Source organism: Marinomonas algicola (assembly GCF_014805825.1).
Taxonomy (GTDB): Bacteria; Pseudomonadota; Gammaproteobacteria; order Pseudomonadales; family Marinomonadaceae; genus Marinomonas; species Marinomonas algicola.
The window spans coordinates 1322075-1338444 of sequence record NZ_CP061941.1; the positions used below are offsets into that span (position 1 = coordinate 1322075).

The following is a 16370-nucleotide window of genomic DNA, read 5'->3' on the forward strand; positions in this document are numbered from 1 at the left end:
GATTAAGCCTAAGGGCTTAACACAGGCACTCAGAACGAACGCAACCGGTTTGCTTGACGATCATAGAGACGTTGAACCACCTGATCCCATCCCGAACTCAGAAGTGAAAAGCGTCATCGCCAATGGTAGTGTGGCATTCGCCATGTGAGAGTAGGTCGTCGTCAAGTTTCAATTAGAAAGCCCTGATGGCTCACGCCGTCAGGGCTTTTTTTCGTCTGTAGGTCATATATGGACGGCAAAATGTGCGTCTTGTCAGGTTAAATCAAGCGAAAAGGTTGTGCTTTAGCGTAACAATCATCAAGGATATCGCCTCTGTTGTTGGCATAAATACCGACCTTGTATGATGATTTTAATGGTTGTTGATGTATATTATTTATACCATTATCGGGAGGCCGAAGCGACCTTGAGGCACTATTCTGACCTCGTATATTGAGTGGCCCCCGCCTCATTTACTCATCTCGAAGAGTATCAAGAAGCGCCCTCAGGTGACTTCGTATTACCAGGTTGAGCGGTAAAAAAGTGCGAGGTCGGGAACCGATAATTATTATCTAACTAAATTAGCGAGTACGCAAATTATGAGCGCATTTGTAGGTATTGATATCGCGATAAAAACGCTTGCTCTCGTCGTAAGTCAGAATGATAAAAAACCATTTTAGAAAATCGGATTTAGCGTTTGCGTACCGCGGCTCTAGAAATGATTAAAGACGATGAAAGGCATGCTCAGTGTTACCAACAATGCAAAACTGAGCCACTTCAACAATTGAAAACTAAACACTCTATATTTGATACATTCGAACCTTTTCTTCACTCTTGTGTTGCTCAAGCCAGCCTCATGTATTTATCAACTGTTGTTCTATTTAGAGTGATAAAGGCTTTGGGTTGCAAAGGAAGTTTGTCTTTATTATGACCGTATTTACATCAGTATCGAGGAAGTAAACTTTAAGGAGAGATTGAGCTTTTCCTATGATTAAAGGTGCTTTACTCCTGCAGGCAGAATTAATGTGTATTTATATAAATATCATTGGTAGCGTTGACAAAAGTAGAACTCCCATAATGCTGTTAAATATTCGATGAAATTTTGGTTGTTGAAGTCTAGCGGAGACTAACTTTCCTATTGTAATCCACATAAAAGAACCGGGTAGGGTCGCAATATTAAACATGATAATGCCGAGTAAAGCAGATGGCCAAAAAAGGTCACCATTTAGTGTGAAAGCCGAACTTGCGGTAATTAAGCTCGCCCATGACTTGGGGTTGATGGCTTGAAAGCTAGCCGCTTGGAGTACGCTCATAGGCTTAAGGTGGCTGTTTGTGTTGTGTATTTTTGCCGTCGCGATTTTTATAGACATATAAATAATATAACCCGCCGCCATAATAGTGCATACCTTGTGCATATATGGCCAGATTTTAAATAACTCTCCGAGTCCTAGTAGAATGGTTATATGCAATATTGTCATTCCTAAGCGGATTCCAATTACGTGTGGCAGTGTTTTTTTTATGCCAAAGTGCGCACCAGAATGAGCTAATAAAATATTATTCGGACCTGGTGTCATTGTGCTTATTAAGCAAAAGAGTATGAGTGCAGGTGTTAACTCGAGTAGTGCGCTATCCATATAACAATCCCAAAATAAATAATTGTATTGATACAATTAATGTTGTAATGTGATTTTATATTCTCATTTAATACAATTTTGGGCAATTATTTTATTGTTATGGATACAATTTTTAATTTCACGAAAAATGACTTTTTTCAGGTATGTTCGAAGCTTCCAAAATATAAGGCTCTGGTGTTTTTGATTGAGCAAGCTATTCATTCTAAAGAACTACAGCACAAACAAAAGCTCCCCCCTCAGAGAGTGTTAGCGGATCAACTAGGCATTACGCACGGTACGGTTACAAGAGCTTATGATTTGCTTGAAAAAAAAGGATTGGTAGAAGCAAAGCTTGGTGCTGGAACTTATGTGAATGCGTCAGCTAGTGTCTTTTTAGATGAAAAGCTGGTTAAGGAATATGACTTTGCCTCCAGTATGCAACCAATGCTTGGTCAGCAATTTCTTGTTAAAGATGCTCTAAATGATCTTTCTGATGATTTGAGGTCAATAGAAGAGGTTATGAATTATTTCCCTAAAGGGATTCAAAAGCATAAAAAAATTGTTGCATCATGGCTTGCAACGAAAAAAATTGAAACAGTCGCAACGGATATCGCTTTTACTCAAGGTGCGCAGCAAGGAATTTATACTTGTCTTAATATTCTTTCTCAACAAGGAGATTACGTTTTGCATGAAGAGTTGGCTTACCCCGGCTTTTTTCGTGCGGCTGAGGCGAATAAACTGAAAACTATAGAGGTTCCATTAACGAGTGAGGGCTTGGATTTAGTCTCATTGGAAAAATATTGTCAGGAATTTAAACCGAAGTTGCTGTATATCACGCCAAACATTCAAAATCCAACAAATATTAAATACTCAAATGCGCAGTTAGACTGTATTGCAAAATTGAGCATAAAATACCAGTTTTATATAATTGAAGACGATGTAAATTATTGCTTACCAGAAAACTGGAGTATCCCTCTGCAACAAAAAATTCCAGACAGAGTCTTTTATTTGTCGAGTTTATCTAAGTATGTCGCAGGCGGATTAAGAGTTGCCTATGCTCTGGTTCCCAAGGCATGGCAACAGGCCTTTAATTTAAACATCCACAGCCAATGTTGGATGGTGTCAACCTTGTCTACAGAGCTTGCAACGCGTTTTTTACTTGAGAAAACCTTTTTATACAATCAATTTCAATTAGAAGAAGAAATGCGATTCCGGCAGCAGGCTTTTGAGGATTTTTTAAAAAAGCATGCGTTAACCGCTCGTAGAGGGGGGCTAAACATTTGGTTGACCTTGCCTAGTTATATAAATGCGCATCAGTTTAATAATTTTCTGGCATTAAAGAAGATTAAAGTCCGAGTAGCTGACTTATTTCGGTCGCCTAAATCCTCTTTGCCTTCGGTTAATTGTCTACGTATCTCGTTAGGCGGTTTTAATACAAGGGCAGATTTTAACGAGGGGTTAGACGAGTTTGAAAAAGCGCTAATGGAGTTTAATGACCAACAGGATATTGTCATTTAAATCTTATTGATTGTTAACAATGTTGTGCTCGATGTTTGTGATTAATTCAGGATTTCGCGCTCAGATTTAAGTGTAGGTCTTTCAATTTTTCACCAAATAGTTCGTGTTGAGAAAGGTTCATTGTCTATTAAATTACTGAGTAAGGAAGCGGTGGATCCATTTTCTAACGACGGCTTCGTCTGTTTTTTTCTTCAATGATTCGATAGCTTTCAATATAGTCTCTTCTGGAATGACGTCTTTTTTTAAGTTCATAAGGTCTTGTAAATAGTTTTTGTCGAACTCGGGATGCCCTTGCATTGTTAGGATATTACGGCCAATACTTAGCATATGATTTGGGCAAAAGTCATTTTTTAAAATTACTTGGCTATTTATTGGAGCTTGAACCACTTGATCTTGATGAATAACAATGAAATTCAGCGGCTGTTTTTCATCATTTGTATTCCAAGGCATAGAAATAGTAGAGGCAAAGCGAGTCGTTGAAATGCCTAAGCCCCAACCTTTAGGTGATTTTTCAACCTTCCCGCCAAGTGCCTGAGCAATGATCTGATGTCCGAAACAGATGCCGAGTAATTTTATCTTTTCTTGTTTTTGAATTGAACGAATGAAATTCTCTAATGGCGGGATCCAACTGTGTTCTTCGTAAGCTCCGTGGCGGCTCCCAGTGATTAGGTAGGCATCGCATTCCGATATATTTTGGGGAAATTGATGACGTTCAATATCATAGATAGAAAATGTTAGCGCCGAACTGGTAGGTGATAAAAGATCAATAAACATATCACTGTATTCACCGTGCTGATTTACTAGGGCTGTATTAACGGAATCACATTTCATAATGCCTAGTTTCATGCTTTTCCTTCCCTTCATTTTAATGTAACAGACAGTGACTTATATTCGAGAAGATTATTCATAATTCTGTCTACAAAATCCATTGAAATTTTTCGTATTGAAATAAAAAAAGCCCCAATACAATATGTAATGGGGCTAAACTAGAGAGAGACTGCCTAAAAAATGTCGCTTCAAGGGGGACAGCGAACCATTAGATAGACAGGATAGCTGTGATTAAACAGCCTTCTGATTTGATGTGTTACTTTTCAGTACCTCATCAAGATGCAGCCAGGTTTCCAGAACGGTGTCTGGGTTTAAAGAGATGCTTTCGATGCCTTGTTCAACTAACCAATCAGCGAAGTCGGCGTGATCCGATGGTCCTTGACCACAGATCCCAACGTATTTTCCTTTTGCCCTACACGCGGAAATCGCCATTTTTAGAAGCGCTTTGACGGCATCGTTACGTTCATCGAATTTGTCCGCGATTAAGCCTGAGTCACGATCCAGTCCTAGTGTTAGTTGTGTTAAATCATTAGAGCCGATAGAGAAACCATCGAAATACTCTAGGAATTGATCGGCTAATAGTGCATTTGATGGTAGTTCACACATCATAACCACTTTTAGACCATTGTCTCCACGAGCCAACCCTTGCTCTTTGAGTAGTTCCGTTACTTGGCGTGCTTCTTCCACTGTTCTAACAAAAGGAATCATTATTTGCACATTGGTAAAGCCCATCTCATTGCGAACTCTTCTGATTGCCTCACACTCAAGAGCAAAGCAGTCTTTAAAGGATGGGTCTATATAACGGGCTGCACCACGGAAACCAAGCATTGGGTTCTCTTCATCTGGCTCAAACAATGGGCCACCAATTAAGTTGTGGTACTCGTTCGATTTAAAATCGGATAAACGAACAATCACAGGCTTATCAGAGAAAGAACAAGCAAGAGTTGAAACACCTTCGACCAGTTTGTCGACATAGAACTCAACTGGACTATTGTATCCAGCAATGCACTGAGATATTTCTTCTTGTAAGCTAGCATCAAGTGAGTCGAACTCAAGTAGCGCTTTAGGGTGAATGCCAATCATTCTATTAATGATGAATTCTAAGCGAGCAAGGCCGATGCCTGCGTTAGGTAGCATGGCAAAGTCAAAGGCACGATTCGGGTTACCGACGTTCATCATCACTTTTACAGGAATGTCAGGCATATTACCGACTTCAGATGTGATCACTTCAAAAGGTAAAATATCTTTATAAATCATGCCCATATCACCCTGAGCACAAGATACAGTGACGGCTTGGTTTGTTTTTAATACTTTGGTCGCATCACCACATCCAACAACCGCTGGAATGCCTAATTCACGCGCAATGATGGCCGCATGGCAGGTTCTGCCTCCTCTATTTGTAACAATAGCAGAGGCTTTCTTCATAATCGGTTCCCAATCTGGGTCGGTGATGTCAGTAACAAGCACATCCCCTTCTTGAATTTTGTCCATTTCGCTAATTGATGATAGAACTTTTACTGAGCCAGCGCCGATTTTATGTCCAATGGCTCGACCTGTTATCAAAATATCGCTCTCTTGTTTTAAAACGAATCGCTCCATACTTTGGAGGTTTGATTGGCTGCGAACCGTTTCTGGTCGGGCTTGTACAATGTACATCTTTCCATCGATACCATCTTTGGCCCACTCGATATCCATTGGGCGCTGGTAATGTTGTTCGATAATACAGGCTTGGCGAGCTAGGTCTTCAATCTCCTCATTTGTCAGAGAAAAGCTGTTTTGTTTTTCTAATGTAACAGGAACAATTTGTACCAGTTCTTCCGAGCCCGACGGTGCGTATTCCATTTTTTGTGCTTTACTGCCTAATGTTTTTCGAACAACAGCAGGGCGTTTATTGGATAACGTTTTCTTATGAACATAGAACTCATCTGGGTTTACAGAGCCTTGAACCACCATTTCACCCAAACCGTAGGCGGCTGTGATAAATACAACGTCATCAAATCCTGACTCTGTGTCTAAGGTGAAAAGCACGCCGGAAGCTCCAATATCGCTTCGAACCATTTTTTGGATCCCAGCAGAAAGAGCGACGCCTTTGTGCTCAAATCCTTGATGCACTCGATAAGAAATGGCTCGGTCATTAAATAAAGAAGCAAAAACGCGTTTAATAGAAAGCTTGATACTTTCTAAACCGCATACGTTAAGAAAAGTTTCTTGTTGGCCCGCAAAAGACGCGTCAGGTAAATCTTCGGCCGTTGCTGAAGAGCGAACCGCAAAAGAGGCATCATTGTTATCAGTACTAAGAACAGTAAATGCCGCTTCAATTTCTTGATTAAACGCTTCAGAAAAAGAGGCATCTTCAATCCACGTGCGAATTTTTAACCCGGCATCGGCCAAAGCATGAACGTCATCGACGTCTAATGAGTCTAATAAAGTATGAATACGGTCGTCTAAACCGCTTTCAACTATAAAGGATTGATAAGCGTAAGCCGTGGTAGCAAATCCATTAGGAACTTGAATTCCCAAACGAGTTAGATTTGAGATCATTTCGCCAAGAGAGGCATTTTTTCCGCCAACTTGATCAACGTCTGTCATTTTCAGATCTTTAAACCACTTGATAAATTTGCTCACGATGACTCCTAATGTTTACGCGATATTATTTTTATAACTTGTGTTTACGAACCAGATTATTTTCGGTGTAATGAAAATAACAATCACACGCTTCCCACAAAGCAGACTTATTGTAGGGAGATTCATTGGAAGGAATAAACCTGAATATTTGATGTAGTTTTATTTCAATCAAGAAAGTTGATCTTGTCAAATAACAACAAAATGGTGGAAAAACGTATGAAAGTGTATTTTGTATCAGATGGCACGGCTATTACAGCCGAAGTGTTTGGCTCGGCTATGTTGTCTTTTTTCGATGTGAAAATTGACACCTTAAGTGTGCCTTTTTTGACAACAGAAGATAAAGCGAGAGGTTTCTGTAAGCAAATTAATAATGAAATTGCATTAGGTCATCAAACCTTAGTTTTTTATACGATCTCAGATCCTGTGATTAGCGATATCATCCAAACAAGTGACAGTCATTGTTACAATTTATTTGGTGATTTATTGTCTCCTATAGAAAATGCGCTAGGGGTAAAGGCAAGGCCGACCGCTCAAAAAGCACATGGCATAAAAGAAGGGGTATACGATGGTCGTATTGATGCAATAAATTACGCCTTAGCCAACGATGACGGGTGTTCAATAAAAAATTTAGATGAGGCACATGTTATTTTATTAGGCGTTTCTCGTTCAGGAAAAACCCCCACCAGTTTGTATTTGGCCATGCAATATGGAATTAAAGCGGCAAATTATCCGTTAACGGAAGATGACTTTGATCCGCTCAAACTTCCTAAGGCACTTAAAGAGCAAAAGAGAAAGCTTTATGGATTAACGATTGATGCAAATAGGTTGCATGAAATTCGCACAGGAAGAATGGCCTCGAGTAAATATGCCTCCTTACGTCAATGCCGATATGAATTGTCTGAGGTAGAAACACTTTATAGACAAGAGCGGATTCCATTTTTAAACTCGACGCGACTTTCTGTGGAAGAAATTTCCACCAAAGTAATGGCGGATATGAACTTAGATCGACATAGAGTCTAGTAATTGATCAGCGAATACATCTAAAAAACTGATCTATTCGCTAAAATCATGACTTCTTTACACGAAAAAGACTTTTTCATCCTATTGGATACCCAAAGTTATTTGCATAAGGAAAGGTAAACGCATGCAAAAAAGCGAATAATCAAGACTTTGTTGTCTACTTTCACTGTATCTTGTGCTGTTATCGCACAGAATGGCTTCTTTAATTGCTTTATACTGTTTTTGGTTAAAGTGAATTCTTCTCTTCTTAGTATTAATGAATGCCCACCTTGCTCCATCTATTAAAGAGTATTCTTTGAGAATGATCTATAATGGGTAAAAATTGTCATACCTCATTGTTATTATCAATTCTGCTTGTTTGAGTTCGGTATAGAGGTTAGGCAAAAACCATTACAAGCAACCTATATGTATAGGCTGTTTAATTGAAGGATAGAATGACTTTGAGTAAAAAAAATATAAATGATCCCTTTCTCCAGCGTGAAGCCTCTAAATATGAAAACCCCGTTCCAAGCCGTGAGTTCATACTGGAGTTCTTAGCCGGTGAAAACCGTCCTATTGGGCATGAAGAGATGTGTGGGATTTTTCAACTTCAGAATGACGATGAGATTGAAGCGCTGCGTCGTCGTTTAATTGCTATGGCACGAGACCATCAGCTTAACTCACTTAATAATGAATATACCGTACTCGAAGAATCAGACCTTATTGAAGGTAGAGTTCAGGGAAACAAAGAAGGTCATGGATTTTTATTACGTCAAAATGACGATGATATCTTTTTGTCCTCACGTCAAATGCAAAATGCAATGGACGGTGACTTAGTAACTGTTAGGTTGTCAGGTCGAAATGTCAAAGGACGTTTAGACGGCATTATTGTTGAGGTCTTAGAACGAAAAAATCATCGCATAGTGGGGCGTTATTATGAAGAGAGCCAAGTTTCTTTTGTGACACCTGAAAACCCTCGTATATCGCAAGATATTTTAGTTTCAAAAGAATCTGGATTAACCCCGAAACATGGGCAATATGTTGTCATAGAGCTGTTAACTTTCCCAGAAAAAGGCCAAGCCGCTACGGGCATCATAACCCAGGTATTAGGCGACTTTATGGCTCCAGGTCTAGAGATAGACATTGCTATCCATAAATTTGATATTCCAAACGATTGGCCTGCCGCTGTGTTACAGCAAGTTAAGCATTTCGGTTTTGACGTCGATGAAGCCGATAAGGTCAATCGAGTCGATTTACGTGATACGCCTTTTGTCACTATTGATGGCGAAGATGCGCGCGATTTTGATGATGCTGTTTACTGTGAAAGAACACCGGGTGGTTGGAAATTGTTTGTTGCCATTGCCGATGTATCGCATTATGTGAAAAAGGGCACGGCATTAGACGAAGAAGCGACAGTGCGTGGTAATTCGGTGTATTTTCCTGGTCGCGTTGTGCCAATGTTACCAGAGGTCTTATCGAATGGTTTATGTTCATTAAATCCAGACGTTGACCGTCTTGTTATGGTGTCTGAAATCTCTTTAACAACGCGTGGCAAGATGCGTGGTTATAAGTTTTATGAAGGTATTATTCGTTCTCATGCCCGTTTAACTTACTCGAAAGTTGCTAAAATGATTGCAACGGAAATAGATGATCAAGGTGAGGCATTAAGGCAGAGATATGCTTCTTTAGTATCCCATATCGACTCTTTATTTGGTCTTTATAATGTTCTCAAAGACGCTCGTGCTGAACGTGGTGCAATGGAGTTTGATACCGTTGAGACTCGTATGGTGTTTGATCAAGAATCTAAAATTGAGCAAATTGTTCCTATTGAACGAAATGATGCGCATAAGTTGATAGAGGAATGTATGTTGTGCGCAAACGTTGCGACCGCTGAGTTTCTATTAAAAGCCAATATCCCTGCATTATTTCGTGTGCATGAAGGGCCAAAAGAAGAGCGTTTACAAACGTTAAGAACGTATCTGTCTGTTTTAGGTCTGGAATTGGGTGGTGGGTTAAAGCCGACGCCCGATGACTACGCGTTGTTATCTCAACAAATTCACGGTCGAGTTGACGCTCGTAGTATTCAAACTATGATGTTGCGTTCAATGAGTCAGGCGTCTTATCAAGCGGATAATCATGGCCACTTTGGCTTGAATTATACGGCCTATACACACTTTACCTCTCCTATTCGTCGTTACCCTGATCTCTTGGTTCACAGAGCCATTCGATATTTGATTCGCGGGGAAGGTCGTCCTAAAGTAACTCAGGCATACCGAGTACCGAATAGTCCAGAGATTAAAAAGAATAAAATTTACAGCTACGATGATGCTCAAATGGATGATTTGGGAACCAATTGTTCCATGACGGAAAGACGTGCGGATGAAGCTACGCGTGATGTTGAGTCATGGCTGAAATGTCAGTACGTAGAACAGCATATTGGGGAGGGTTTTGATGGTGTTGTTACTGCCGTCACGCCATTTGGCCTTTTTGTCGAACTGAAAGATTTATTTGTAGATGGTTTAGTCCATATATCATCGTTAGGAAAAGATTACTTTATCCATGACCCTGATTTACAAGCCATTATAGGCGAACGTTCAGGACGTGTTTATCGTTTGGGGGATGTGCTTAAGGTTGTTGTTGCTAAAGTTAATTTAGAACAGAGAAAGATTGATTTAGACCTGCAAAATGATGGCACGGCAAATAATAAAAGTCGTCGTCCTAAACCTATCAAGCGTGACGATGTATCAGAATTAGACATGCAACTTGCTCAACTGCCTTCATTGGAGCTGGGTGGAAGGGCTAAGAAGAAGGAAAGGTCCGATTCTGGTACTGAAAACGCTTTTAAAGTGGACGCTGAAGAAGTCGCTCTTACAAATACCAATGAGGCGGTCAGTAATAAGCCTAAGCATCGTAAAGGGAATGGCGAGAATACACGACCAAGTAGAACTAAGGTGAAAAAAAAGCCAACAAAGAAAGTTGATTTAAAAAGTAACGGTGATGAAAAAGTAAAGCCGAAAAAGAAGAAAAAACCTTTAGTAAAGAGCAAAGACAGTAATGCGCAAAAGGTAAAGGTTAAAAAAGATGCCGATACCGCTGTAAAAAAGACGAAGAAAAAGTCTAAAAAAAGTAATGCTAAGCCGAGATCCGGTACAGCGTAATACAATTATAAGTTGAAAATTAGGTAATTATGTCAGATTTAGAATGGGTTTACGGCATTCATGCTGTTGAAAATTTATTAGCTCAACAGCCAGATAAAATCAAAGAAGTGCGTTTTCAAGAAGGCCGTGATGATAAAAAAATTCAACGATTAACAAAGCTGTGTCGTGAACAGAAAGTGACGCACAATATTGTGCCACGAAAAGATATAGATAAGCTTTTCTCGAGCCATAAAGAAAGGGTTGTACACCAGGGTGCCGCTGCGCTTGCAGAAGTGACTAAAGCTGGAGATGAAGCCGATCTTCATAAATTGATAGGGGCGCTGGATGAACCCGCATTAATTGTCATTTTAGATGGTATAACTGACCCACATAATTTAGGTGCTTGTTTACGTAGTGCCGATGCGGCCGGTGCTCATGCCTTAGTGATGCCAAAAGATAAATCGGCTCCATTGAATGCAACGGTAAGCAAAGTAGCTTGTGGCGCGGCTGAAAGCTTGCCTGTTTTTTCTGTCACGAACCTTGCTAGAACAATGAAGAAGTTACAAGATCAAGGTGTCTGGATTTTCGGCACGGCAGGGGAGGCCACTCAAACTATCTACGAACATGACTTAACCATTTCAAGTGCCATTGTTATGGGGGCCGAAGGTGATGGTATGCGCCGCCTAACCCGTGAGCAATGTGATTATTTGGTGAAGTTGCCAATGGCGGGTGTGGTATCGAGCTTAAATGTGTCGGTTGCTACGGGTGTGTGTTTGTATGAAATCGTTCGTCAGCGTGCAGTAAAAAATGAATCTTAGGGATACCTTTGTGAAAGCATTTGATTTTCCAGACATCAGGCCTTTGTCTAGGGCATATGAGTCTGCCTTAATGGGGAGAATAAATAATAAAACGAAACCGCTAGGTTCTTTAGGTATGTTGGAAGAATTGGCTTTGACTTTGGGGTTGATTCAAGGCTCAGAGACCCCCCAAGTTGATAAACCTAAAATGCTGGTTTTTGCGGGCGATCATGGCGTAGTTGCTCAAGGTGTTAGTCCTTTCCCGCAGGAAGTGACGTGCCAAATGGTCATGAATTTTTTAGCGGGTGGAGCGGCCGTAAGTGTTTTTTGTCAACAGCATGCTGTGCCTTTACAGGTAGTTGATGTCGGTGTGAATGGTGAGTTTGAATCCATGCCGCTGTTGACAAATCGTAAGGTTAATATGGGAACAAAAGATTTTTCTGTGGCGCCAGCCATGACAGAAAGTGAATTTCTACTTGCTTTAAATGCGGGTGTTAAAGAAGTCGATGTGGCCCATTCCGAAGGTAAAAATATTTTATTGTTTGGTGAAATGGGAATTGGAAATACTACTGTAGGCGCGGCCTTGATGAGTGCCATTTTGTCTAAGCCTGTAAGGGAGTGCGTAGGCGCTGGCGCTGGGGTAACGCATGAGGGAATTGAGAAAAAAATCTCTGTTATAGAAAACACCTTTGCTCGAATTGAAGCCCATTATGACACGCCAATCGCTCAGTTGGATGCAGATGTTCTTGCTCAAGAGCTTGCTGGGTTTGAGGTTGTTGCTATTGCCGGTGCTATGTTACGCTCGGCTGAATTAGGCATTGCTTATGTTGTTGATGGCTTTATTTGTACATCGGCGTTGTTATTAGCATCAAAGCTGAATAAAAGTGTGGTGGATTATGGGATTTTTGCTCATCAGTCTCATGAAAAAGCCCATCTTGATATGCTGGCCCACTTTAAAGCGAAGCCTATTTTGTCCTTATCCATGCGTTTAGGTGAAGGTTCAGGCGCCATAGTCGCTTTGCCTATTATTCAAAGTGCGGCCCTATTTCTAACGAATATGGCCAGCTTTGAAAGTGCTGGAGTGAGTGAGGGGAATGGGTAGCATGCTCCCATGGGCAGACATAAAGGAAAGTGCTAGGCGATCTTTGGTTACTTACACTCGTATTCCTTTATCTGTTGATTGGGGCCAACCGACACCGAGTTTACCTCCCATCGCCTGTTTGCCATGGGTAGGGTTGTTAGTTGGTATTCTCAGTGCTTGGCCACTCGTTATTGATTTTCTTGGGTATGAATTACAGGCTTTATTCATGCTACTTACGGCGGTACTGATAACGGGTGCGTTCCACGAAGATGGCTTAATAGATGCGGCCGATGGGCTTGTGGGCGGTTGGACTGTTGAAAAACGGTTAGAGATAATGAAAGACTCTCGGATCGGTAGCTATGGGTCTATTACTATCTGGTTTGCTTTGTCTCTAAAGTTTTTACTGTTATTTAGAATACTTAATGAATCGAATTCGGTTTGTTGGGTTATTGTTATTTGGTTATTTATTCATTCTGCTGCTCGCGTTTTACCGCTATATATCACTAGAAAATTGCCCTATGTCACTTCAGGTGTGAGTAAAGCGGCTAACATGATTCAAACCTTATCTTTTAAACAGCTGTGCTTTGCGATTACCCCTGCCTTTTTATTGGCTCTTTTCTCTTTTGGTTTACTCGGTGCTATGGTCTTTGGTGGGCTTATTTTTGCGCTTAATTCTTTAATAGGCATCTATTTGAAGCAAAAATTGGATGGATTTAATGGCGACACTTTAGGGGCAAGTGAACAAATAGCCGAAGTTATTCTGTTGTTGATGTCACTGTTTTTTATCATTTCATTGCAGGGAGTGATGCTTTGAGACTTTTTTTAATCCGTCATCCCAAGCCAAATGTAGCCACTGGAACCTGTTACGGACAAACGGATTTAGATTTAGCAGAAGGTTGGGAAATACAAGCTGAAGCGCTTAAAAATTGGTTGAGTAATCGTTTGCAAGGGCAAACTTGTTTTCAACACAGCCCATTGAAAAGGGCCTCTTCCTTGGGTGATTATTTACACAACCAGTCTAGTATTGAGCATGAGTTAGTCGAATTAAACTTTGCTGATTGGGAGGGTCTACTCTGGAAGGATATACCTCATAATCAAATTGAAGCGTGGGGGAGTGATTTAGAATTCTCGGCACCATTTAATGGTGAGTCCTTAAATGAGCTTCGACAGAGACTCTCAGTTTGGTGGACGCATCAACAGAATCAGTCGTTTGATAATCTTGTCGTTGTTACTCATTCTGGTGTGATTAAAGTTCTCGTCTCCATGTTGTGTGGTTGGCCTATGAATAAGTCCTATTTAATAGATGTTGGCTTTTGTAGTGTGACAGAGTTGTCTATTCAAAGAGGCTCTTCTGCTCAGGATGCTTATATTATGCTTAAACGACTGGGTGCGGGCGATTGGGTTATGTAGAAATACAGGGCCCAGAAAGACATGGCCCAAAAAGACCTTGTTTAGAAATAGAGTTAATGCGTTATGGTGAATAAAGAATTATGACATTATATATTTTGGGAATGATTGGCATCGCTGCTTTTGCCATCACAGGTGTGATCTCATCTGGTAAAAAGGGCATGGACCTATTTAGTCTGGTTTTTTTAGGAATGGTTACCTCGCTTGGTGGTGGCACCATTCGTGATGTGATTCTGTCTATGGAAACGGTTTATTGGGTAAAAGATACATCTTACCTTTGGGTAGCGGCTCTGTCGTCTATGTTTGCTTTTTTTGCAGTGCGTGTCATTGAGAATAGAGAAGGTTTGTTTAATTATGCGGACTCTTTTGGACTAGCCTTGTTTACCGTCGTTGCAACAGAAAGGGTGCTGCTCTACGGTTTTTCCCCAACGATTGCCATTACAATGGGTATCATTACAGGGATTGCTGGTGGAATGATCCGGGATATTCTGAGTCATAGGCCACCATTAGTATTAGGAAAAGAGTTTTACGCTACTCCTGCGTTTCTTGGTGCGTGCTTTATTGCCGCTTTAGAATCGGTTATTCCTGATCATGAATTTAACGCTATTTATGCTGTATCATTAATTTTCATATTACGTGTATTAGCAATACGAAAAGGACTTTACTACCCCAATTGGCTTTTATATCAAAAAAAGAGACATGATTAATGAGTGTTAATACAGAGAAAAACACAATGAATGAAGCACGTTTATTGAAAAAGAAAGCCATTGTTGATGAACGGATTGCGGCGGCAACAGATGAGCGTGGTGTAACAATACTGCTCACTGGAAACGGTAAAGGAAAAAGCTCTAGTGGTTTTGGAACTATGGCTCGTGCTATAGGGCATGGACAAAAATGTGCGGTTATACAGTTTATTAAAGGGCGAAAAGAAACGGGTGAACAGCTATTTTTTGGGCACCATCCTTTGGTTTCTTTTCATGTTATGGGTCATGGTTTCTCTTGGGAAACTCGTAATCCTGAACTGGAAAAGCAGGCGGCTGAACAAGCGTGGGAATTAGCGAAAACTATGTTAGCCGATCCAGAGATCCATTTTATTTTATTGGATGAGGTGACCTATATGTATAAATATGGCCATTTAGACGTGGAAGAGCTATTGGACGCTTTAGCCTCCCGCCCAATTCATCAGAACGTTATGATGACCGGCAGAACAGCTCCTCGTCGATTACTTGATACGGTTGATACCCACAGTAAAGTTGAAAATGAGCGCCATGCTTTTGCAAATGGGGTAAAAGCGCAGGTGGGGATTGAGTGGTAGTTCGAGTTGCTACGTTTAATACGGCGTTAAGTCGAGCGAATCGTGGTGACTTAGCGCGATCTTTAGCCAGTCAAAATGATCGTCAAGCCCAATGTATCGCCCAAATTATTAAAGAAGTATCACCGGATATTCTGTTATTAAATGAATTTGATTATGACGGCCGTGGCCTCAGTCTAGAGTCGTTTCAGACGCATTATGTGTCTCCTATTACAGATGTTTACCCTTATACTTTTATTGCGCCTGTTAACACCGGAATGCCTTCGGGACGTGATTTAAATAAAGATGGTGTAGTCTCTAATAGTGGTAGCGATGCCTTAGGCTATGGTTTTTTTCCTGGTCAATATGGTATGGCTATGTTGTCTCGATTTCCTATAAAAGAGAACTTATCACGGACTTTTCAACAGTTTCTGTGGAAAGATTTTCCTGATGCTTTATTGCCAAAGAACGCTGTTGGGGATGACTGGTTTGACCTTGGCGACTTGGCTGTTCTTCCTTTAAGTTCTAAATCTCACTGGGATATCGCGATCGAGATTGATGGGCGTATTGTACATTTTTTATGCTCTCACCCAACGCCACCGGTATTTGATGGGGCAGAAAGAAGAAATGCATGCCGAAATCATGATGAGATTCGCTTTTGGACTGAGTACCTTAATCAAAATCAGAGTCTTTATGACGATTGTGGGCATATTGGTGGGTTAGCCAAAGGGGCTTCATTTGTCATTCTTGGAGACTTAAATGCATCGGTTAGTGAGGGTGACTCATTAAATGGTGGGATAGGAGGATTACTATCACATCCAAGGGTGAACTCGAATGTGATCCCTTCTAGTAAAGGATCAAAGGAATATTCGCCAAATGTTGTTAATGCTGAATACCATACGGCCAGTTGGAAGGTAAGGGCTGATTATGTTCTATCTTCCGTTGATTTAGCGGTTGTTGATTCAGCGGTTTTTTGGCCTGATTCAAGTGATTCGAGGTCAGTATTAGTGACACAAGCCTCGGATCATCGTTTGGTATACCTTGATTTAAGTATTAAAGACAGTTAGACCTGTATTGAATACTATACGTAGGTTGTCT

General features: G+C 40.7%; 13 protein-coding genes and 1 rRNA gene. 11 read left to right on the forward strand and 3 right to left on the reverse strand.

Features of this window, described 5'->3' with window-relative positions:
• The first annotated feature begins 52 nt into the window (after positions 1–52).
• Positions 53–167, forward strand: a 5S ribosomal RNA gene (gene rrf, locus IEZ33_RS05870).
• An 840-nt stretch (positions 168–1007) separates the two neighbouring features.
• Here the strand turns inward: rrf and IEZ33_RS05875 are convergent.
• The gene (locus IEZ33_RS05875; protein WP_191602759.1) at positions 1008–1610 is read right to left on the reverse strand and encodes a LysE family translocator; all 603 of its coding nucleotides are present in this window, start codon (positions 1608–1610) and stop codon (positions 1008–1010) included.
• A 99-nt stretch (positions 1611–1709) separates the two neighbouring features.
• Here IEZ33_RS05875 and IEZ33_RS05880 point away from each other — a divergent pair, with 99 nt between their 5' ends.
• On the forward strand, positions 1710–3107 hold the full coding sequence (locus IEZ33_RS05880) for an aminotransferase-like domain-containing protein (protein WP_275672802.1): 1398 nt from the start codon (positions 1710–1712) through the stop codon (positions 3105–3107).
• Between the two features lie 132 nt (positions 3108–3239).
• Here the strand turns inward: IEZ33_RS05880 and IEZ33_RS05885 are convergent, their stop codons facing one another.
• Positions 3240–3953 carry a glutamine amidotransferase-related protein gene (locus IEZ33_RS05885; protein ID WP_191602761.1) on the reverse strand — a complete coding sequence of 238 codons (714 nt, stop codon included), beginning with the start codon at positions 3951–3953 and terminating at the stop codon, positions 3240–3242.
• Between the two features lie 213 nt (positions 3954–4166).
• Complete coding sequence (gene ppsA / locus IEZ33_RS05890; RefSeq protein WP_191602762.1) at positions 4167–6560, reverse strand: phosphoenolpyruvate synthase; 2394 nt, start codon at positions 6558–6560, stop codon at positions 4167–4169.
• 216 nt (positions 6561–6776) lie between these two features.
• On the opposite strand from ppsA, the gene IEZ33_RS05895 reads away from it, so the two are divergent.
• From IEZ33_RS05895 to IEZ33_RS05935, 9 genes are all read left to right on the forward strand, one after another.
• Positions 6777–7580, forward strand: coding sequence for a pyruvate, water dikinase regulatory protein (locus IEZ33_RS05895; protein ID WP_191602763.1), 804 nt, complete (start codon positions 6777–6779; stop codon positions 7578–7580).
• A gap of 434 nt (positions 7581–8014) precedes the next feature.
• Positions 8015–10717: a ribonuclease R gene (gene rnr / locus IEZ33_RS05900; RefSeq protein WP_206696911.1), complete on the forward strand. Its 2703-nt coding sequence runs from the start codon at positions 8015–8017 to the stop codon at positions 10715–10717.
• Between the two features lie 29 nt (positions 10718–10746).
• Entirely contained in the window at positions 10747–11514 is a 768-nt protein-coding gene (gene rlmB, locus IEZ33_RS05905) for a 23S rRNA (guanosine(2251)-2'-O)-methyltransferase RlmB (protein ID WP_191602765.1), read from the forward strand.
• 10 nt (positions 11515–11524) lie between these two features.
• The gene (cobT, locus tag IEZ33_RS05910) at positions 11525–12595 is read left to right on the forward strand and encodes a nicotinate-nucleotide--dimethylbenzimidazole phosphoribosyltransferase (protein ID WP_240009649.1); all 1071 of its coding nucleotides are present in this window, start codon (positions 11525–11527) and stop codon (positions 12593–12595) included.
• Position 12596: 1 nt separating this feature from the next.
• A complete protein-coding gene (gene cobS, locus IEZ33_RS05915) occupies positions 12597–13388 on the forward strand; it encodes an adenosylcobinamide-GDP ribazoletransferase (RefSeq protein WP_240009650.1) in 792 nt (263 codons plus the stop codon).
• Positions 13385–13984: a histidine phosphatase family protein gene (locus IEZ33_RS05920; RefSeq protein WP_191602768.1), complete on the forward strand. Its 600-nt coding sequence runs from the start codon at positions 13385–13387 to the stop codon at positions 13982–13984. Before cobS ends, IEZ33_RS05920 begins: the two co-directional genes overlap by 4 nt.
• An 80-nt stretch (positions 13985–14064) precedes the next feature.
• Complete coding sequence (locus tag IEZ33_RS05925) at positions 14065–14688, forward strand: trimeric intracellular cation channel family protein (RefSeq protein ID WP_191602769.1); 624 nt, start codon at positions 14065–14067, stop codon at positions 14686–14688.
• The gene (gene cobO / locus IEZ33_RS05930) at positions 14688–15296 is read left to right on the forward strand and encodes a cob(I)yrinic acid a,c-diamide adenosyltransferase (RefSeq protein WP_240009651.1); all 609 of its coding nucleotides are present in this window, start codon (positions 14688–14690) and stop codon (positions 15294–15296) included. Before IEZ33_RS05925 ends, cobO begins: the two co-directional genes overlap by 1 nt.
• Positions 15290–16339 (forward strand): endonuclease/exonuclease/phosphatase family protein, encoded by a 1050-nt coding sequence (locus tag IEZ33_RS05935; protein WP_191602770.1) that lies wholly within the window; start codon positions 15290–15292, stop codon positions 16337–16339. The genes cobO and IEZ33_RS05935 overlap by 7 nt, the downstream gene beginning before the upstream one ends.
• The last annotated feature ends 31 nt before the right edge of the window (positions 16340–16370 follow it).

What these genes read in the sequence shown, in the direction of transcription:
- IEZ33_RS05875 (WP_191602759.1), bottom strand. Translation starts at nt 1,610, where the DNA reads ATGGATAGCGCACTACTCGAGTTAACACCTGCACTCATACTCTTTTGC.
- IEZ33_RS05880 (WP_275672802.1), top strand. Translation starts at nt 1,710, where the DNA reads ATGGATACAATTTTTAATTTCACGAAAAATGACTTTTTTCAGGTATGT.
- IEZ33_RS05885 (WP_191602761.1), bottom strand. Translation starts at nt 3,953, where the DNA reads ATGAAACTAGGCATTATGAAATGTGATTCCGTTAATACAGCCCTAGTA.
- IEZ33_RS05895 (WP_191602763.1), top strand. Translation starts at nt 6,777, where the DNA reads ATGAAAGTGTATTTTGTATCAGATGGCACGGCTATTACAGCCGAAGTG.
- rnr (WP_206696911.1), top strand. Translation starts at nt 8,015, where the DNA reads ATGACTTTGAGTAAAAAAAATATAAATGATCCCTTTCTCCAGCGTGAA.
- rlmB (WP_191602765.1), top strand. Translation starts at nt 10,747, where the DNA reads ATGTCAGATTTAGAATGGGTTTACGGCATTCATGCTGTTGAAAATTTA.
- cobS (WP_240009650.1), top strand. Translation starts at nt 12,597, where the DNA reads ATGCTCCCATGGGCAGACATAAAGGAAAGTGCTAGGCGATCTTTGGTT.
- IEZ33_RS05925 (WP_191602769.1), top strand. Translation starts at nt 14,065, where the DNA reads ATGACATTATATATTTTGGGAATGATTGGCATCGCTGCTTTTGCCATC.
- cobO (WP_240009651.1), top strand. Translation starts at nt 14,688, where the DNA reads ATGAGTGTTAATACAGAGAAAAACACAATGAATGAAGCACGTTTATTG.